This window comes from Nocardiopsis sp. CC223A (assembly GCF_030766825.1).
GTDB lineage: Bacteria > Actinomycetota > Actinomycetes > Streptosporangiales > Streptosporangiaceae > Nocardiopsis.
The window spans coordinates 1-18,309 of the sequence record NZ_JASFDV010000111.1 but is presented as its reverse complement, the minus strand read 5'-3'; the positions used below and the strand labels follow the sequence as shown (position 1 = coordinate 18,309).

Annotated in this window: 14 protein-coding genes and 1 pseudogene; 10 read left to right on the top strand and 5 right to left on the bottom strand. The window is 75.0% G+C overall.

The window, feature by feature from the left end; genetic code table 11:
- From QJS33_RS28720 to QJS33_RS28710, 3 genes are all read left to right on the top strand, one after another.
- Nucleotides 1-2,334 (top strand): AfsR/SARP family transcriptional regulator (locus QJS33_RS28720; RefSeq protein ID WP_306371203.1); only part of this gene is annotated, 2,334 nt, incomplete at its 5' end.
- A gap of 34 nt (nt 2,335-2,368) precedes the next feature.
- Entirely contained in the window at nt 2,369-2,893 is a 525-nt protein-coding gene (locus QJS33_RS28715) for a pyridoxamine 5'-phosphate oxidase family protein (protein ID WP_306371202.1), read from the top strand.
- A gap of 71 nt (nt 2,894-2,964) precedes the next feature.
- Complete coding sequence (locus QJS33_RS28710; protein ID WP_306371201.1) at nt 2,965-4,323, top strand: NAD(P)/FAD-dependent oxidoreductase; 1,359 nt, start codon at nt 2,965-2,967, stop codon at nt 4,321-4,323.
- Nucleotides 4,324-4,416: 93 nt separating this feature from the next.
- Here the strand turns inward: QJS33_RS28710 and QJS33_RS28705 are convergent, their stop codons facing one another.
- From QJS33_RS28705 to QJS33_RS28695, 3 genes are all read right to left on the bottom strand, one after another.
- Nucleotides 4,417-5,304 (bottom strand): glycoside hydrolase family 19 protein, encoded by an 888-nt coding sequence (locus QJS33_RS28705; protein ID WP_306371200.1) that lies wholly within the window; start codon nt 5,302-5,304, stop codon nt 4,417-4,419.
- 167 nt (nt 5,305-5,471) lie between these two features.
- A complete protein-coding gene (locus tag QJS33_RS28700) occupies nt 5,472-6,326 on the bottom strand; it encodes a siderophore-interacting protein (protein ID WP_306371199.1) in 855 nt (284 codons plus the stop codon).
- 389 nt (nt 6,327-6,715) lie between these two features.
- Nucleotides 6,716-7,723: an N-acetylglucosamine kinase gene (locus QJS33_RS28695; protein ID WP_306371204.1), complete on the bottom strand. Its 1,008-nt coding sequence runs from the start codon at nt 7,721-7,723 to the stop codon at nt 6,716-6,718.
- 195 nt (nt 7,724-7,918) lie between these two features.
- Between QJS33_RS28695 and QJS33_RS28690 the strand changes: the two genes are divergently transcribed.
- From QJS33_RS28690 to QJS33_RS28680, 3 genes are read left to right on the top strand one after another with little or no spacing between them, the layout of a single operon-like run.
- Nucleotides 7,919-9,196 (top strand): GNAT family N-acetyltransferase, encoded by a 1,278-nt coding sequence (locus QJS33_RS28690; RefSeq protein ID WP_306371198.1) that lies wholly within the window; start codon nt 7,919-7,921, stop codon nt 9,194-9,196.
- A 13-nt stretch (nt 9,197-9,209) separates the two neighbouring features.
- The gene (locus tag QJS33_RS28685) at nt 9,210-10,463 is read left to right on the top strand and encodes a GNAT family N-acetyltransferase (protein WP_306371197.1); all 1,254 of its coding nucleotides are present in this window, start codon (nt 9,210-9,212) and stop codon (nt 10,461-10,463) included.
- A 50-nt stretch (nt 10,464-10,513) separates the two neighbouring features.
- Nucleotides 10,514-11,788: a GNAT family N-acetyltransferase gene (locus QJS33_RS28680; protein WP_306371196.1), complete on the top strand. Its 1,275-nt coding sequence runs from the start codon at nt 10,514-10,516 to the stop codon at nt 11,786-11,788.
- Nucleotides 11,789-11,833: 45 nt separating this feature from the next.
- Here QJS33_RS28680 and QJS33_RS28675 read toward each other — a convergent pair whose 3' ends face one another.
- Both QJS33_RS28675 and QJS33_RS28670 read right to left on the bottom strand, forming a co-directional pair.
- Entirely contained in the window at nt 11,834-12,886 is a 1,053-nt protein-coding gene (locus tag QJS33_RS28675; RefSeq protein WP_306371195.1) for an aminotransferase class V-fold PLP-dependent enzyme, read from the bottom strand.
- 115 nt (nt 12,887-13,001) lie between these two features.
- Nucleotides 13,002-13,541: a MarR family winged helix-turn-helix transcriptional regulator gene (locus QJS33_RS28670; protein WP_306371194.1), complete on the bottom strand. Its 540-nt coding sequence runs from the start codon at nt 13,539-13,541 to the stop codon at nt 13,002-13,004.
- A 398-nt stretch (nt 13,542-13,939) separates the two neighbouring features.
- Here QJS33_RS28670 and QJS33_RS28665 point away from each other — a divergent pair, with 398 nt between their 5' ends.
- The 4 genes and pseudogenes from QJS33_RS28665 to QJS33_RS28650 all read left to right on the top strand — a co-directional run.
- Nucleotides 13,940-14,902 (top strand): MBL fold metallo-hydrolase, encoded by a 963-nt coding sequence (locus QJS33_RS28665; RefSeq protein WP_306371193.1) that lies wholly within the window; start codon nt 13,940-13,942, stop codon nt 14,900-14,902.
- Nucleotides 14,903-15,054: 152 nt separating this feature from the next.
- Entirely contained in the window at nt 15,055-16,737 is a 1,683-nt protein-coding gene (locus QJS33_RS28660; protein WP_306371192.1) for an FAD-dependent monooxygenase, read from the top strand.
- A 58-nt stretch (nt 16,738-16,795) separates the two neighbouring features.
- Nucleotides 16,796-18,001 carry a homogentisate 1,2-dioxygenase gene (locus QJS33_RS28655; RefSeq protein ID WP_306371191.1) on the top strand — a complete coding sequence of 402 codons (1,206 nt, stop codon included), beginning with the start codon at nt 16,796-16,798 and terminating at the stop codon, nt 17,999-18,001.
- Nucleotides 17,998-18,309, top strand: a pseudogene (locus QJS33_RS28650) (hypothetical protein); the annotation flags it as partial. The gene QJS33_RS28655 and the pseudogene QJS33_RS28650, both read left to right, overlap by 4 nt.

Here is an 18,309-nt window from a genome sequence, read left to right as displayed (position 1 = left end):
GCCCTGCTGGAACAGGCCCGCGTGGTCACCCTCACCGGCCCCGGCGGCGTCGGCAAGACCCGGCTGGCGCTGGCCGCCGCCGCCCGGGCCGCCCCCGGCGGCGCCCACCCCGTCGACCTGGCCGGGGTCTGCCCGGGCGAGGACGCCGACAGCGCCGAGTCCGCCGTGGTGGAGGCGCTGTCCGCGGCCCTGGGGGTGCGCGACGACTCCTCCGGGACCAGCCCCTTCACCGCCCCGCCCGGCACCCGCACCACCCGGCTGGCCGACGCCCTGCGCACCCGCGACGCCCTGCTGCTGCTGGACAACGCCGAGCACGTGGCCGCCCCGCTCGCCCGGGTCCTGTCCGCCCTGTTGGCCTCCGCCCCCGCGCTGCGCGCCCTGGTCACCAGCCAGGTCCCGCTGGGCATCGCCGCCGAACACCTGCACACCGTGGAGCCCCTGCCCGAGGCCGACGCGGTGCGCCTGTTCGCCGACCGCGCCGCCGCCTCCGCCCCCGGGTTCACGGTCACCGACGACAACACCGACGCCGTCACCTCCATCGTCCGCCGCCTCGACGGCGTCCCCCTCGCCCTGGAACTGGCCGCCACCCGGGTGCGGGCCCTGGGCGTCCACGAACTCGCCGACCGCGTCGACGACCGGTTCGCCCTGCTCACCGACGGCTACCGGGACGCCCCCGACCGGCACCGCACCCTGCGCGCCGCCCTGGACTGGAGCTGGGAGCTGCTCACCGGCCCCGAACGCGCAGTGCTGCGCCGCCTGGCCGTGCACGCCGACGGCGCCTCCCTGGCCTCGGCCGAGGAGGTCGTCTCCGGCGACGGCGTTCCCCGCGCACGGGTGCCCGACCTGCTCGCCCGGCTGGTCGACCGCTCCCTGGTCACCGCCTCGCGCGCGGCCCGCCCCCGCTACCGGCTGCTGGAGTCCATCGCGCTCTACGGGGCGGAGCGGCTGCGCGAGGCCGGGGAGGAGGAGCGGGTCCGCCGCCGCCACCTGGACCACCACCTCTCCCTGGCGGAGAGGGCCGACCCGCTGCTGCGCACCGGCGCCCAGCGCCGCTGGCTGGGTGTGCTGGACGCCGAGAGCGCGGACCTGCGCCGCGCCCTGGAGACCGCCCGCACCACGGGCGACGCCGACGCGGCCCTGCGCCTGGCCGTCTCCCTGGCCTGGTACCGGGTGATGCGCGGCCGCCTGGCCGAGGGCGTGCGCGCCCTGGACACCGCCCTGCACCTGCCCGGCGCCCCGGAACACCCGCTGCACCGCACCGCCCTGCTGTGGCGGGCCGCCCTGGGCCACGGCCTGGGACGCGACCCGGGTCCCGCCCCCGCCGCCGAGGGCGAGCCGACCGCGGACGAGGCGCGGGCCCGCTGGTTCCTCGCCCACGTGCGCACCGGGTTCGGCGGCGAGGGCGAGGCCGACCTGGAGGAGCTGCACGCCTTCTTCGTCCGCACCGGGGACCGGTGGGGCGAGGCCGCCGCCGCGGCGACCCTGGCCCGGCGGGCCTTCGGCCGCAGCGACCTGGACGCCGTCCTGCGCCGCGGCGAGCGCGCCCGCGCGCTGTTCACCGACCTCGGCGACCGGTGGGGCCAGGCCCTGGCCTCCTTCCTGCTCGCCTCCCGGGCCGAGCCCCTCGGCGACCTGGACGCCGCCGAACGCCACCACCGCGAGGCCCTGGGCACCGCCGAGGACCTGGGCCTGTGGACCGAGGCCGGCGAACGCCTCACCTCCCTGGGCCGCATCGCCCTGCTCCGCCGCGACCTGCCCCGCAGCGCCGAACTCCACGAGCGCGCCCGCCGGGTGGCCGTCGAACAGGGGCACATGGTGGGGGAGGAGGCCGCGGAGCTGGGCCTGGGCATGGTGGCCCGCCGCCGCGGCGACCCGGCGGCCGCCCGCACCCACCTGGGCGCCTGGCTGGACTGGCACCTGGAGTCGGGCTCGGACTTCGGGGCCGCGCTCATCCTCGCCGAACTGGGGTTCACCGCCGAACTGGACGGCGACGCCGCCGGGGCCGAGGACCTGCACCTGCGCGGGCTGGCGGCGGCCCGCCGCACCGGCGACCCCCGCGCCCTGGCCCTGGCGCTGGAGGGCCTGGCCGGGGCCCGCTCCCTGGCCGGGCGGGCCCGGCACGCCGCCCGGCTGCTCGGCGCCGCCGACGCCCTGCGCCGTTCGGTGGGGGTGCCGCTGCCCGATGCCGAACGCGGGGACGTCGCGCGGATCGAGGACCGGATCCGGGAGGCCCTGGGGGCGGAGGACCTGGCCCGGGAGACGGCGCGGGGCGCGCAGGAGGGAGCGGAGGCCCTGCTCACCGACCCCGCGGCGGGGGCCCTGAGCCGACCCTGAGGATCTCCGGAGCCGCGCGGCGCACGGTGGTGCCATGAACGACGACAGCACCACCACACGCCGCCGCGGTCACGTCCACACCTTCGCCGACGTCCGCGAGGACTTCGACGCCATCGTCGGCGCCGTTAACTACGCCACCATGGTCACCGTCGACGCGAAGGGCAGGCCCCGCACCCGCGTCCTCATCCCCGTGTGGGAGACCGAGGGCGACGAGCCCCGGGGCTGGCTGGCCACCTACCGCACCCCGGTCAAGGCCGCCCACCTGGCGAACAACCCGCACGTCACCTTCTCCTACTGGAACCCGACCCAGAACACGGCGTCCGTCGACGCCACCGCCGCCTGGACCGACGACCCGGCCGACCGCCGGCGGGTCTGGGACCTGTACCGCTACGGCAGCCCGCCCGGGGCGGGCTACGACCCGTCCGGGTTCTGGAAGGGGCCCGACGACCCGGAGTTCTCCGTGCTGCGCGTGGACCCCTGGCGCGTGCAGGTGCTGCGCGGCCGCGACCTGGTCATCGGCGTCCCCGCCCGCATCTGGACCCGCGAACCCCGGTGGTGACCGCGTGTCGGGTGCCCGGTCCGGGCCGATGGGGGACACCATCGTGGGGGACCCGGCGAGCGGAGGACACCGTGGAGCACCTGGACGCCATCGTCATCGGCATGGGGCCGGGCGGCGAGGTCACCGCCGACCGGCTCCTGAAGGCGGGACGGCGCGTGGCCGTCGTGGAACGCGAGCTGATCGGCGGCGAGTGCGGGTACTACGCCTGCATCCCCTCCAAGACCCTCATCCGCCCGCCCGAGGCCCGGACCGGCGCCGCCGAGGCCGCCGGGCTGGACCGCCCCGGCCTGGACTGGCCCGCGCTGCGCGCCTACCGCGACCGGATGATCCGCCACCTGGACGACTCCGCACAGGTCCGGGGGTACCGGGACCAGGGGGCGCTGGTCCTCAAGGGCTCCGCCCGCGTCGTGGGCCGCGACCCCTGGCGGGTCGCCGTCGGCGGGGACGAGTACACCGCCGACCACGTGGTGGTCGCCACCGGCTCCGCGGCGGTGCGCCCGCCCGTGGACGGTCTGGACGCCCTGGGCCCGGACCGGGTGTGGACCAACCGCGAGGCGACCACCCTCACCGAGATCCCCGGCCGGGCGCTGGTGGTGGGCGGCGGCGCGGTCGCCGTCGAACTCGGCGGGTTCCTCGCCCACATGGGGTCGGCGGTGACCGTCGTACAGCGCGGCGACCGGCTGCTGGACCGCGAGGAGCCGCGCCTGTGCGAGCTGGTCTCGGAGCAGTTCGGCCGCGACGGCATCACCGTCCACTTGGGCGCCCGGGTGGCGTCGGTCGCCGCCGACGGCGACGGCGTCGCAGCGGTCCTGGACTCGGGGGAGCGCGTGCGCGCCGACGTCATCGTGCTGGGCACCGGGCGCAGGCCGCGTGGCGACGGGCTGGGCCTGGCCGACCTGGGCGTGGAGACGGACCGGGGGGCGCTGACCGTGGACGATCGCTGCCGGGTCGCCCCGGGGCTGTGGGCGGTCGGCGACGTCACCGCCCGCGCCATGTTCACCCACGTCGCCAAGTACCAGGGGCGGCTGGTGGCCGCCAACATCCTGGGCGGGGACCGCCGCGCCGACTACACGGGGGTGCCGCGGGTGGTGTTCGCCCATCCGGAGATCGCCGGGGTGGGGCTCACCTCCGAGCAGGCCCGGGAGCGGGGTATCGACGTGGTCACCGCGGAGATCGACCTGCCGCAGACCCTGGCCCGGCCCTGGACCCACGCCACCGACCCGCGCGGCACCCTGGGGGTGATCGCCGACCGGGAGCAGGGTGTCCTGGTGGGGGCGTGGGCGTTCGGTCCGATGGTCTCCGAGTGGATCAACACCGCGGCGCTGGCGATCCGCGCGCGGATCCCGGTGGGGTACCTCGTCGACTCCACCCCGCAGTTCCCCACGTTCAACGAGGGGTACGTGGCGGTGCTGGAGCAGCTGGAACTTTGAACAGGGGCGCCCCGGCCGTAGCGGCCGGGGCGCCCCCCGCTCGGCTGTGCTCCACAGGCTGTTCTCCACGGGCGTTCGGACCCGCCCGGGAGGTCAGCAGCCCAGGTTCGGACCGGTGGTGGTGCCCAGGATCTGGGTGAACCGGGTGAACTTGTCGATGCGGCTCTGGACCTGCGCGGGGTTGCCCCCGTTGCACTCCAGCCCGCCGTTGATCGCGCGGATCGTCTCGCCGAAGCCGTGGCCGTCGACGATGGCGTTGTGGGGCGTGACCCGGCCCGCCCCGGTCTGGGTGTTCCAGTACCACAGGCCGGTCCGCCAGGCGATCGAGGCGTTCTGCTCGACCTGGTAGGGGTTGTTGAGCAGGTCGATGCCCAGGGCGTCGCCGGCGGCCTTGTAGTTGTAGTTCCAGCTGAGCTGGATCGGGCCGCGGCCGTAGTAGGCGGCCTGGCCGGCCGGGCAGCCGAAGGGCTGGCCCCAGTCGCAGTAGTGCGGGTAGTTGGCCTCGTTGGTCTCCCTGATGTACACGAGACCGCCGGTCTCGTGGCTGACGTTGGCCAGGAACGCGGCTGCCTCGCGCCGCTGGACCTCGATGCTCCCGGTCTTGGCGAAGGCGGGGTAGGAGCTGAGCGCGGCGACCAGGCCGTTGTAGGTGTAGAAGGGGTTCCGGTTCGGGAACATCTGGTCGAACTGGGCCTCGCTGACGACGAAGTCGCCCGGCCCCGGCTGCTCCCCGCCGCCACCGCCGGTGCAGGGGCCCTGGTCGGCCCAGACGTCGGCGGTGCCGGGGCGCTCGTTCTGCGTCCACCACTTGGCGGTGTAGTTGCGGCCCTCGTAGGAGGCGACGCCGCCGCCGGTGTAGACGGCGGAGGCGCTCCAGGGTGCCGCGCAGGCGGCGGCCTGCGCGGCCGTTGCGGGGAGGACGATGAGCGCAGTGGCGATCGCGCCGAGCGCGGCCAGCTGGCTCAGGAGACGTCGGATCACGTGGTCACACTCCTCGGGTGCGGCACGGCGTCCGGCCGCGCCGCGGGGGTGCCGTCACCCAAACAAGTGTGGTCTAGACCTGTCAAGACCAGTAGCACGTATTGTGAGAATGTGGTGACAGAACGCGATCCCGGGTGGAATCGAGGACTCCCCGCCCGGCCGCCGACTCAGGCGCGGTCGGCCAGGGCCGCGGACTCCTCGTCCTCCACCTGCTTGTTCCACTCGGCCTTGGAGGACTGCCAGCCGTCCTCGTCACGGCCCAGCCGCCAGTACCCGGAGATCGACAGGTCCTCCTTGGGCAGGCCGTGCTCGACGCGCAGCAGCCGGCGCAGGTCGCGCACGAACCCGGCCTCGCCGTGCACGAACGCGTGCACCCGGCCCGCCGGGAACTCCAGGGCCCGCACCGCCTCGGTGAGCAGGGCGCCCACCGGCCGGTCGCCCCGGTGCAGCCAGTGCACGCGCACCCCGGAGTGGGCGTCCAGCTTCTGCTCCTCCCGGGGATCGGCGACCTCCACGAACACGTGCGCGGGACGGCCCTCGGGCAGGTGCTCCACCGCGGCCGCGATCGCCGGGAGGGCGCTCTCGTCCCCGGCCAGCAGGTGCCAGTCGGCGTCCGGGTCGGGGGAGTAGCCGCCGCCGGGGCCGAGCAGGCGCAGTGTGTCGCCGGGGCGGGCCGCGGCCGCCCACGGTCCGGCGAGCCCGGCGTCGCCGTGGTGGACGAAGTCGACGGTCAGTCGCCGGGTGGCGGGGTCGAAGGCCCGCACGGTGTAGGTGCGGGTGACCGGCCACTCCTCGCGCGGGCGGCTCTCGCGGATCTCCCGCACGTCGTAGGGCTCGGGGTCGCCCGCGGCGGGCGGCGGGAACAGCAGCTTCACATAGGAATCCGTGTACCCGGCGGTGGCGAACGCGGCCAGGCCCTCCCCGCCGAACACCACCCGCACCATGTGCGGCGTGAGGCGCTCCACCGCCTCCACGCGGCCCACGTGCACGGTCGCCTGCGGTCGTTCCCGTCGCTCGGTCACGGCGGCCCCCTTCGTCGAAACGTGTTAGGTGAACCTAACACCACCACGGTCGGTGCGCCCCTCCGGGGGAGGCCGAAGAGGGAGGCCCCCGGACGGGCCGGGGCCGCCCGGGGCCCGCGAGGCTTCGGCGGGGCTCCGGAGGCCCCGGGGGAGAGGCCCGGGGAACGAGGACTTCGACGCAGGGGCCGAAGGTTCCCTCCCTCGAAGGGCGCCGAGCACCGACCGAAGCGAAGCGGAAGGCCCGAAAGAACACGGTGGTGTCCACCGAGTGGTGTGACTTCGTTCGACTCCAGAGCCCCAGAGAAAACGACGCGCCGGCCGGCGATTCGTTCTTGTTGGAACAGCCGTTGTTCTCACACCACTCCACGGGACATGACCGAGAACACGGTTCAGGCAGCGTCGCTGCGGTCGCCGCGGGTGGGGGCGGTGAAGACCGCGTGCAGGTGGGTGTCGTCGGCGGGGACGCCGGCCTCCAGCGCGGCCAGCCAGGCCGCCGCGCCGGCGGTGCAGCCCGCCGTCGACAGCGGTGAGCCCGCCGTGCCCAGCGCCAGTTTGCGGGTGAGCGCCTCGTGCACCGGCGCCGACCCCAGCAGCACCCCGCCGGCCAGCACCACCGGCCGCCGCTCCCCGGGCGTGCGCACCTGGTGCACCGAGTGCGCCAGGTGCCCGGCCGCGGCGTTCACGATCACCTCGGCCGCCTCGTCCCCCAGCGCGAACGCCTCCGACACCAGCGGGGCCAGCGCGGCCAGCCCGATCGGCGGCTGCTCGGTCAGGGTGCGGGCGAAGGCGCGCGCGTGCTCCTCCGGCAGGTGCTCGTGCCCCTCGACCGGCCGCCTGCCGGGGATGACCCGCTTGGCCACCATCCGCGCCAGCGGACTCAGCGCCGTACCCCGGCTCAGCTGGCGGGCGGTCTCCCGGGCCGCCTGGTGGCCGATCCAGAACGCCGAGCCCTCGTCGCCGATCAGCCAGCCCATCCCGTCCGCGGACCGGCTGCGGCGACGCCCCTCGATCCGGGTCGCGATCGCACCGGTGCCCGCGATGAGCACCGTCCCGTCGGGTTCGGGGGTGCCGGCGGCGAACGCCACCTCGTCGTCGCCGGCGAACGCCAGCCGGTCCGCCGGCGCACCGACCAACAGCAGCTCCTCCAGCAGGCCCTCGCGCACCTGATCATCGCGCAGCGCCGACACCCCGGCCAGACCGATCACCCCGGCCGCCACGTCCTCGCGGGCGTGCGGCCCGGCCCGGTCCAGGGCGGCGCCCACCGCCCGGGCCAGTTCCCGGCCCGCCCGAGCGGTGCCGTGCGTGTTGGGGTTGGCGCCGCCCGCGCGGGCCCACCCCACCCGAGCGCCGGTCAGGGTGGCGACCAGGGCCCGGGTGGAGGTGCCGCCCGCGTCCACCCCCACCACCAGGCGGGGACGTTCGGAGCGCTTCGTCGAAGAGGTCACAGCTGTCACAGGAGGAGACTGCCCTTTCAACGATCGGAATACTCTTCGCGGCCCCGGCCGACCCCGGCCGCCGCGGTCCCGGGCCCGTGCCGCGGACACACGGAAAAGCAGTGGCGCGCCCCGCCGCGGTCCTGAGAGGGTCGACCCATGGCAGCAGCGCAGCACCCCGCGACACCCCGATCCGACGGACCCGGATGGGAGGTCGCCCGGCCCACGGAGGAGGAGATCCCCCAGGCCAACCGGGTGTTCGCCACCGCCATCAACATCCCTCTCGCCGACCTGCTCGACACCGAGCGCGACCACCCCGTCAACGAACCCGACCGCTTCCTGGTCGTCCGCGACGGCGGCCGCATTGTCGGCACCACCAATTCCCACCGCTTCTCCCTGACCGTCCCCGGCGGGCCGCGCCCGGCGGCCGGGGTGACGGGGGTGGGCGTGCTGCCCACCCACCGCAGGCGCGGGATCCTCACCGCACTCCTCCGCGAGCAACTCGCCGACCTGCGAGAACGCGGCGAGAACCTGGCGATCCTGTGGGCTTCTGAAGGCGGCATCTACGGCCGCTACGGCTACGGCCGGGCGTCCTGCCAGTACACCTACTCCGTGAGCCGCGCTCACGCCGCCCTGCGCCCCGACGCCCCCCGCGACCCCTCCCTCACCCTGGAACTGGCCGAACCCGCCGACGCCCTGCCCGACCTGGACCTGCTGCACCGCGCCGCCCAGGCCGAACGCCCGGGCGGCTTCCCCCGCGACGGCAACTGGTGGAAGCTGCGCCTGTGGATGCTCTCCCGCCCCCGGCCCGACACCTCCGACCTGCGCGCCGTCATCGTCCGGGACACCGGGGGACGCCCGGTCGGCTCGGCCCTGCACCGGGTCACCACCGGCTACGGCGAAGGCGGACTGCCCACGGGGACGGTCACCGTCCGGGAGATGAACGCGCTCACCCCGGCCGCCCGCACCGCCCTGTACGAGTACCTCTTCGACACCGACCTCACCGTGGAGACCGAGATCACCGGCCTGCCCGAGGACGACCCCCTGCCCGCCCTGCTGGCCGACCCCCTCCAGGCCGTCCCCCGCGGCGGCGGACACCTGTGGCTGCGCCTGGTCGACGTGCCCGCCGCCCTGGCCGAGCGCACCTACGCCCACCCCCTGGACACCGTCATCGAGGTCGCCGACCGGCACGCCCCCTGGAACGCCGGGCGCTGGCACCTGAAGACCGACGGGGAGCACACCCGGGTGGAGGCCACCGACGCCGACCCCGACCTCTCCCTGGACGCCGCCCACCTGGGCGCCGCCCACCTGGGCCGCGGCCCGGTCACCACCCACGTCGATGCCGGGACCGCGGTCGAGCGCACACCCGGTGCCGCCGCCCGCCTCGACACCGCCCTGTACACTCCCCGGGCGCCCCGCTGCGACACCGGTTTCTGAGGGGACGGACCCCATGACCGACTCCGCCCGCGACCACACCGCCTGGACCGTGCGGGGCACCACCGCCGACGAGTTCCCCGAGGTCGCCCGGGTCGTCGGCGAGGCGCTGCTCGTCCCCGCCGAGGACATGGTCGAACGCGAACGCCGTGACCCGCTGGCCGAGCACGAGCGCACCCTGGTCGCCCTGGACGGGGACCGCGTCGTCGGCACCGCGGCCTCCTACGCCTTCTCCCTGACCGTCCCGGGCGGGCCGCGCCCGGCGGCCGGGGTGACGGGGGTGGGCGTGTGGCCCACCCACCGCAGGCGCGGGGTCCTCACCGCGCTGATGCGGCGCCAGCTCGCCGACATCCGCGCCCGCGGCGAGAACCTCGCCGTGCTGTGGGCCTCCGAGGGCGGCATCTACGGCCGCTTCGGCTACGGACTCTCCTCCCGCGAGGCCCGGCTGACGGTGCCGCGCGCCCACGGCGTGCTGCGCCCCGACGCCCCGCGCGACCCCTCCGCGGCCGTCGACCTGCTCACCCCCGAGCAGGCCCGCCCCGCTTTGGCCGACGTGTACCGGCGCACCCTCGCCGACCGCAACGGCCGGTTCGCCCGCGCGGACAAGTGGTGGCCGCACCTGCTGCGCGACGACGAGCGCGCCCGGGGCGGCGCCGGACACCTGCTCGCCGCCGTGGTGTCGGGCCCCGGCGGGCCGCAGGGGTACGCCCTGTACCGGGTCCGGAACACCTGGGAGCTGGACGTGCCCCGGGGACAGGTGCTGGTCTCCGAGGTCGCCTCGACCACCCCCGCCGCGCGGGTCGCCCTGTACGAGCACCTGCTCTCCCGCGACCTCACCGTCGAGACGGTCTTCCACGACGTTCCGGTCGACGACGTCCTCCCGGACCTGCTGGCCGACCGCAGGCAGGCCGCCGTCGAGCCCTTCGACGCCCTGTGGACCCGCCTGGTGGACCTGCCCGGCGCGCTGGCCGAGCGTTCCTACGCCGCCCCGGTCGACGTCGTCCTGGCGGTGACCGACCGGACCGCCCCGTGGAACGCGGGCACCTGGCGGCTGGTGGCCCGGGACGAGGGGGTCCGCTGCACGCCCGCCGCCGGGGCCGCCGACCTGACCGTGGACGCCTCCCACCTGGGCGCGGCCTACTTCGGCAGGCGGCCCCTGGCCGGGTTCGTGGCGGCCGGGCTGGTCGCCGAGCACACGCCCGGCGCCGCCCGGAGCCTGGACACCGCCCTGTACGAGCCGCTGGAGCCGCACTGCGGCGTCGACTTCTGATCCCACCGCCCCCCGCCCCGACCGCACCGAACGACAAGGCGAAGAACACCATGACCACACCCGACAGCGCGCGCACCGAATGGACCGTGCGCGGCACCGACCGGGACGAGTATCCGAAGGCGGCCCGGGTCATCGGCGAGGCCCTCCTGGCGGCCGACGACCTGGACATCATGCTGGAGCGGGTGCGCCCCCTCCACGACGCCGAGGGCTACGAGCGCGTCCGCGTGGCCGTCGACGACATCGACGGCGAAGAGCGCATCATCGGCGCCACCAACGACTTCCGCTTCGAGATGACCCTGCCCGGCGGGCCGCGCCGCGTGGCCGGGGTGACCGGGGTGGGCGTGTGGCCCACCCACCGCCGCCGGGGCGTGCTCAGCGCCCTCATGCGCCGCCAGCTCGCCGACATCCACGCGGCGGGGGTCGGATACGCCGCCCTGTGGGCGTCCGAGGGCGCCATCTACGGCCGGTTCGGCTACGGTCCCGCCGTGGCCGAGACCCAGGCGAACATCGCCCGGCCGCACGCCGGGCTGCGCCCCGACGCGCCCCGCGACCCGGAGCTGTCCGTGCTCCTGGGCGGCGCCGCCGAGTTCCGCGCCGACCTGGAGCGGGTGCACGCGGAGGCCGCCGCCGCCCGGCTCGGCCAGGTCGCGCGTACCGCCCACTGGTGGGACCGGGCCCTGCGCGACACCCCCGACGGCCGCGAGGGCAGGAGTCCCAAGCAGGCCGTCGTGGTCCGCGGACCGCAGGGGCCGGTGGGCTACGCCCTGTACAGCACGCGGAGCAAGTGGGAGTCGGCGGGCCCGGCCGGGACGGTGTACGTCCAGGAGATGCGGGCCACCGTCCCGGCGGCCTGGACCCTGCTCTACGAGCACCTGCTCGACCGCGACCTGACGGCCCGGATCGAGTTCGAGTTCATGCCGGTGGACGACCCGCTCGTGCACCTGCTCGGCAACCGGGACCGGTTGGTCCGGGAGGTCTTCAACAGCCTCTGGTTCCGGCTGGTGGACGTGCCCGGCGCGCTGGCCGAGCGCACCTACGCCGCCCCGGTGGAGGCGGTGCTGGCGGTCACCGACCGGTACGCGCCGTGGAACGCCGGGACGTGGTCGCTGAAGGCGTCCCCGGAGGGCGCGCGGGTGGAGGCCACCGAGGCCGCCCCCGACGTGTCGCTGGACGCGGCCCTGCTGGGCGCGGCCTACCTGGGGCAGACCCCGCTCACCGGGTACGCGGCCGCCGGGCTGCTCACCGAGCACACCCCGGGGGCGGTCGCCCGTCTGGACGCGGCCCTGCACCGCCCCGACGCGGCCTTCAACGGCGCCATCTTCTAGCCGCGCACGCCCGGCCCGGAGCACCCGCTCCGGGCCGGGCCCCGTTCAGCGGGTGAGCGCCTTGGCCAGCAGCTCCACGTCCTCCTCGGTGTTGTACAGGTGGAAGGAGGCGCGCAGCCGCCCGTCGCGGGCGGCCACCGAGACGCCCTCCGCCGACACCCGCTCCACCCCGCCCGCCGGGGCGGCCACGGACACGATGGCCGAACCGGTCGGCTCCAGGTCCAGGAGGGTGCGCAGCAGGTCGCCCAGGGCCGCGTTGTGCGCGTGCACGGCGTCCACCCCGGTCTCCTCCAGCAGCGCCAGGGTGTGCTCCAGCCCCGCCCAGGCGGGCCACACCGGAGGCAGGTCCAGCCTGCGGGCGCCCGCCGCCAACGGCAGCGGGCCGCCGTACAGGTTGTTCCACGGGTCCTCGGCGGCGTACCAGTTGCCCGCCAGCGGGGTCAGCTCCGCCAGCGCCTGCTCGGTGCCGGTGAGGAACGCCGACCCGCGCGGCCCCAGCAGCCACTTGTAGGTGCTGCACACCGTGTAGTCGATCCGGTCGGCCGGCAGCGGCAGCCATCCCGCCGCCTGGGTGGCGTCCACCAGCAGCCGTGCCCCGTGGGCGTCGCGGGCCGCCAGCAGGTCCTCCAGCGGGGCGATGCGCCCGTCGGAGGACTGCACCGCCGACACCGCGATCAGGCGGGTGGCCGGGCCGACCGCCTCGGCCAGGTGCTCCAGCGGCACCTCGCGGACGGTGAGGTCGGTCCGGGCCAGGAAGGGGTGCACCACGGAGCTGAACTCGCGCGCGGCGATGACGACCTCCGCGCCCGGTGGCAGCGCGGCGGCGACCGTCCCGACGAACTGGGCGGTGTAGGCGCCGATCGCCGTGTTCTCCACGGGCACGCCCAGCAGGCGGGCGTAGGAGGCACGGGCGCGTTCGACGCCCGGATCGGCGTCGGCCGGGGAGAACCGCCCCTCGGCCACGTCGCGGGTGTGGCGCAGCACCGCGTCCAACGCGGTGTCGGGGGTCAGGCCGTGGGTGGCCGTGTTGAGGTACACGGTCCCGGGTGAGAAGCGCCGTCGTGCGGCGTCGATGCGGGCACGGGTGGAGTCGTCCATGCCCCATGCTCCCCATGGCGGGGAACCGGGTTCAAGGGCCGGTCCGGTCGGGATTGGCCCTTGCCGCGCGGGAGGGAGGGCGCGCGGGGACGGCGCGGGATGGGCGCCGGCCGTCTCAGCTGCGGAACTTGGCCTGGGCGTCGGTGGACCCGGCCATGAGCTTGTTGAGCAGGCGGACCAGCTCGTGCCGCTCCTCGGGTTCCAGGGCCTCGGCCCAGGCGGACTCGCGGCGGTTGTGGGCGCGGAACCCGCCGAGGATGGCGTGGTAGCCCGCCTCGGTCAGGCTGAGCTGGAGGGCGCGGCGGTCGTGGGTGGCGCGCTCGCGCAGGATGAGTCCGTCGCGTTCCAGGGTGTTGAGCAGCGCGGACAGGGCGGCCCGGCTCATGCCGGAGATCTCGGCGGTGGTCTTGGCCTCCATCGGTCCGGCCAGCCAGAGCGCGAAGATCACCCGGAATCCGGGCCAGGTGAGCCCGCGCGGGCGGTGGACGGTGGATTCCAGGTCGTAGATCACCATGCTCGTGGCCCGGTTGAGGGTGAGCACCATGCGCATGGCGTCGGCGTTGACGGAGGGGAGTTCCTGCTCGGCCTTCTGCACCGCGTAGTCGACGAACGACCAGAAGGTGAGATCACTGGGGGGAGCGGTGTCGTGGGTCACGGGGCCAGCCTAATACCTGGGGTCGGAGTCGTGTTTACCGCGCTTTTCCTTTTCCACGGCCGTGTTGTTCAGTGGTGATGTCGGGTGAACGGAACGTGGCGGGTGTTCTTTTCGGGGTGATATCGGCGCTTTTCCTGTTCTTTGATCCCGGAGGAACGGTGACCCACGGTGGGGAGGCGGTGACGGCGGGCGCTGTACGGGAAGAGTGGGGGAGCGGGGCAGGTCGGCGCCCTGCCGTCGGGGGCCGGAGGGCGTACAGTGTGATCTGTATCACCCACGGGATGGCTCTGCACCTCTTGGTCCGGTGACGCAGAGCACGTTATGGTCTGAATCATCAAACGTTTGATCATTATGGGCGGCGGCCGCCGCCCGAAGAGAGTGAAGGGGTCCCGACGACCATGGCAGCCAAGCCGTTCGCCTCGTCCGCCGACACCGAGGCCAAGCAGCAGACCCTGGAGGTCCTGGCCGACGGCGTCTACGCGCTCACCGCCGAAGGCGACCCCAATGTGGGGGCCATCGAGGGCGAGGACTTCCTCGTGGCGTTCGAGGCCCTGGCCACCCCCACCGCGGCCCGCGAGTGGCTGGTCAGGCTGCGCGAGCACACCGACAAGCCCGTCCGCTACCTGGTGCTCTCCCACTACCACGCGGTCCGCGTCCTGGGCGCCAGCGCCTTCGACGCCGAGATCATCATCACCCACGAGAAGACCCACGAGCTGATCCGCGAACGCGGCAAGGAGGACTGGGCCAGCGAGTTCGGGCGCATGCCCCGCCTGGCCAAGGACGCCGACTCCGTGCCCGGCCTGACCTGGCCCACCCAGACCTTCGCCGACCGCACCACCATCGACCTGGGCGGCGACCGCGGCGAACTCGTCCTGGAGTACTTCGGCCGCGGCCACACCGAGGGCGACATCGTCGCCTGGCTGCCGAAGCAGAAGATCCTCTTCGCCGGCGACCTCGTCGAGGCCCAGGCCGCCCTCTACACCGGCGACGCCTTCCACAGGGACTGGGCCGGGGCCACCCTGGACAGGGTCAAGGCCCTGGGCGCGGAGATGCTCGTCGGCGGGCGCGGCGCGGTCAGCCGCGGCCGCGCGGAGGTCGACGCCGCCATCGAGCAGACCCGCAACTTCCTCGACGTGATGATCCGCGAGGTCGGCGCCGTCCACGAGCGCGGCGGCACCCTCAAGGAGGCGTTCGAGGCCACCCACGCCGCCCTCGCCGACGACTACGGACACTGGCCGATCTTCGAGCACTGCCTGCCCTTCGACGTCTCCCGCCTGTGGGACGAGTTCTCCGGCATCGAGCGCCCCGTCATCTGGACGGCCGAGCGCGACCGCGAGGTCTGGGACCTCCTCCAGGCCTGACGGACCGCAGGGGCCGAACCCCCGGCACCGGGGAGCCCTCCCCCAGGTGACCCGCGGTCACCGACGCCCCGGCGGCGGACACCCGTCCCGCCGCCGGGGCCGCCACCGACCACCCCGCCCCGGAAAGGGGCGCCGACGCCCAGGAGCCCGACATGCGACCTCCCGCTCCACGACCCCCCGCCGACACCTCCGCCGAACCCGTCCTGGTCCTGGGCGCCGGCCCCGTCGGCCAGACCGCGGCCCTGCTGCTGGCCCGGCGCGGCGTTCCCGTCCGCATCGTCGACTCCCGGCCCGAGCGCGACGCCGTCGGCTCCAAGGCCATCTGCCAGCAGCGCGACGTCCTGGACGTGTGGGACTGGGTGGGCGCCGGAGAGGTCGCCGAAGAAGGCCTGACCTGGGACACCGCCCGCACCTTCTACCGCGACAGCGAACTGTTCAGCGTCCGACTCACCGACCCGGGCGCCTCCCCCCTGCCGCCCTTCGTCAACATCTCCCAGTCCCGCACCGAGGAGATCCTCGACCGCCGCCTCGCCGAGGCCGGGGTGGCGATCTCCTGGGACCACACCGTCACCGGCATCGAGCAGGACGACACCGGCGTCACCGTCACCTGCGACACCCCCGCCGGCCCGGTCCGCCTGCGCGGCACCCACGCCCTGTCGTGCCTGGGCGCCCACGGCGGCGTCGTCCGCCACGCCCTGGGCCTGGGCTTCGAGGGCACCAGCTTCCAGGACCGCTTCCTCATCTGCGACATCCGCGCCGACCTGGGCGACTGGGCCCGCGAACGCCGCTTCTACTTCGACCCCGAGTGGAACCCCGGCCGCCAGGTGCTCATCCACCCCTGTCCCGACTCGGTGTTCCGCATCGACTGGCAGGTCCCCGCCGACTTCGACCTGGAGGCCGAGGAGGCCGGCGGCCGCCTGGACGCCCGCATCCGCCGGATCATCGGGGACGAGCCCTACGAGATCGTCTGGCACTCGGTGTACCGGTTCCACACCCGCGTGGTGGACCGCATGCGCGCGGGCCGCGTCCTGCTCGTCGGCGACAACGCCCACCTGGTCGCGCCGTTCGGCGCCCGCGGCCTCAACTCCGGCGTCCAGGACGCCGAGAACGCCGCCTGGAAGATCGCCTACGTCCGCGCGGGGTGGGCGGACGAGGAGCTCCTGGAGACCTACCACACCGAGCGCCACGCCGCCGCGCTGGAGAACGCCGAGATCACCGGCGCCACCATGCGCTTCCTCGTCCCCCAGGACGAGGCCGAGCACACCACCCGGGTGACCGTCCTGGAGCAGGCGCTCACCGACGAGGCCGCCCACGCCCGGGTCGACTCCGGACGCCTGGCCGAACCCTTCTGGTACGTGGACTCACCGCTCACCACCCCCAACGAGCGGCTCCCCTTCGGCGGCCGCCCGCCCCGCGGCCGGGCGCCCGCGCCCTGCCCCGGCGTGATCGCCCCGGACGCCCCCGTCGAGCTGCCCGACGGCCTGTTCGACGGGGACGCACCGACCCGGCTGCGGCCCCTGCTGCGCGAAGGCGTCACCCTGCTGCTGGGCCCCCTCCCGGAGGGCGCCGACGCCGACGCCGCCCGCGACGGCGTCCTGGCCGCCGCCCGGCAGGCCACCGCCGCCCCCGTGGCCGCGTTCCACCTCTCCGACATCGACACCACCGGCGCCCTCACCAAGGCCCTGGACGGCGACCCCGGCCGGGTGTGGGTGCTGCGGCCCGACGCCCATATCGCCGCCGTCGTCGACGCCGCCGACCCCGAGGCCGTCACCGCCGCCGTCCGCACCTGCCTGGGGCGGGCCGCCGCACCCGAACGACCCGAGCCCGCGCTCTGACGCCGAACGCGACCGCACGCCCCACGACCACCGACGACGACCACCTGGAGGACATGCCATGGCCTACTACCGCCAGGTCGGCGAGGTGCCCCGCACCCGCCACACCCAGCACCGCACCCCCGAGGGCGGCCTGTACTACGAGGAGCTGATGGGGGAGGAGGGCTTCTCCTCCGACTCCTCGCTGCTCTACCACCGCGCGATCCCGTCCGCCATCGTCGACGCCGCCGAGTGGGAGGTCCCCGACCAGAGCCGCACCCGCAACACGCCGATGGTGCCGCGCCACCTGCGGCTGCACTCGCTCTTCGACGACCAGGGGTGGAAGGCCGCCGACGTCGTCGAGTCGCGCCGCCTGGTCCTGGGCAACGACGACGTGCGCATCTCCTACGTGGTCGCCGGGGCGCCCTCGGAGCTGTACCGCAACGGCATCGGCGACGAGTGCGTGTACGTGGAGTCCGGCGGCGCCCGCGTGGAGACCGTGTTCGGCCTGCTGGAGGTCGGCCGCGGCGACTACGTCATCCTGCCCCGGGCCACCACCCACCGCTGGGTGCCCACCGGCGACGAGCCGCTGCGCGCCTACGTGATCGAGGCCAACAGCCACATCGCCCCGCCCAAGCGGTACCTGTCCCGGTACGGGCAGCTGCTGGAGCACGCACCCTACTGCGAGCGCGACCTGCGCGGCCCCGCCGAGCCGCTGCTGGCCGAGGGCGAGAACGTGGACGTGCTCATCAAACACCGCGGCAACGGCCCGGGCGGCATCTCCGGCACCCGCTACACCTACCCCACCCACCCGTTCGACGTGGTCGGCTGGGACGGGTGCCTGTACCCGTACGTGTTCAACATCGACGACTTCCAGCCCATCACCGGCCGGGTGCACCAGCCGCCGCCCGTCCACCAGGTGTTCGAGGGCCACAACTTCGTCATCTGCAACTTCGTGCCGCGCAAGGTGGACTACCACCCCGGGGCGATCCCCGTGCCGTACTACCACTCCAACGTGGACTCCGACGAGGTCATGTTCTACTGCGGGGGCGACTACGAGGCCCGCAAGGGCTCCGGGATCGGCCAGGGCTCCATCTCGCTGCACCCCGGCGGCCACTCCCACGGCCCGCAGCCCGGCGCCTACGAGCGCAGCATCGGCGCCGAGCGGTTCGACGAGCTCGCCGTCATGGTGGACACCTTCCGGCCCCTGGACCTGGGCGAGGGCGGGACCGCCTCCGACGACGGCACCTACGCCTGGACCTGGGCCGGGGGGAAGCGGGAATCTTGAGCGGCACCGACACGGCGACGGGCACGGGCGCGGGCGGGGCCAAGGACGCCCTGTACCGCTCCCTCTTCGACGACGCCGCCCTGTTCCCGCCCGGCAACGCCCCCATGGGCGAGGCCCTGCCCGCCCACCGCGGGTACCGGGCCTCGGCCCGGGCCGCCTACGTGGGCCCCTTCCTGGTGTCCGACGCCCGCGTGGCCGAGCTGCGCGCGGTGCTGTCCCGCGAGGAGGGCGACCACCCGCCCCTGGAGGTCGTGGTCACCGTCCCCGGCGGCGCCGACGGGATCGCCCCCGCCGTCGAGGCGGCCCTG

Excerpts from the sequence above, each read along its gene's own strand:
- QJS33_RS28715 (WP_306371202.1), top strand. The coding sequence starts at position 2,369 with ATGAACGACGACAGCACCACCACACGCCGCCGCGGTCACGTCCACACC.
- QJS33_RS28690 (WP_306371198.1), top strand. The coding sequence starts at position 7,919 with ATGGCAGCAGCGCAGCACCCCGCGACACCCCGATCCGACGGACCCGGA.
- QJS33_RS28685 (WP_306371197.1), top strand. The coding sequence starts at position 9,210 with ATGACCGACTCCGCCCGCGACCACACCGCCTGGACCGTGCGGGGCACC.
- QJS33_RS28680 (WP_306371196.1), top strand. The coding sequence starts at position 10,514 with ATGACCACACCCGACAGCGCGCGCACCGAATGGACCGTGCGCGGCACC.
- QJS33_RS28675 (WP_306371195.1), bottom strand. The coding sequence starts at position 12,886 with ATGGACGACTCCACCCGTGCCCGCATCGACGCCGCACGACGGCGCTTC.
- QJS33_RS28665 (WP_306371193.1), top strand. The coding sequence starts at position 13,940 with ATGGCAGCCAAGCCGTTCGCCTCGTCCGCCGACACCGAGGCCAAGCAG.
- QJS33_RS28660 (WP_306371192.1), top strand. The coding sequence starts at position 15,055 with ATGCGACCTCCCGCTCCACGACCCCCCGCCGACACCTCCGCCGAACCC.
- QJS33_RS28655 (WP_306371191.1), top strand. The coding sequence starts at position 16,796 with ATGGCCTACTACCGCCAGGTCGGCGAGGTGCCCCGCACCCGCCACACC.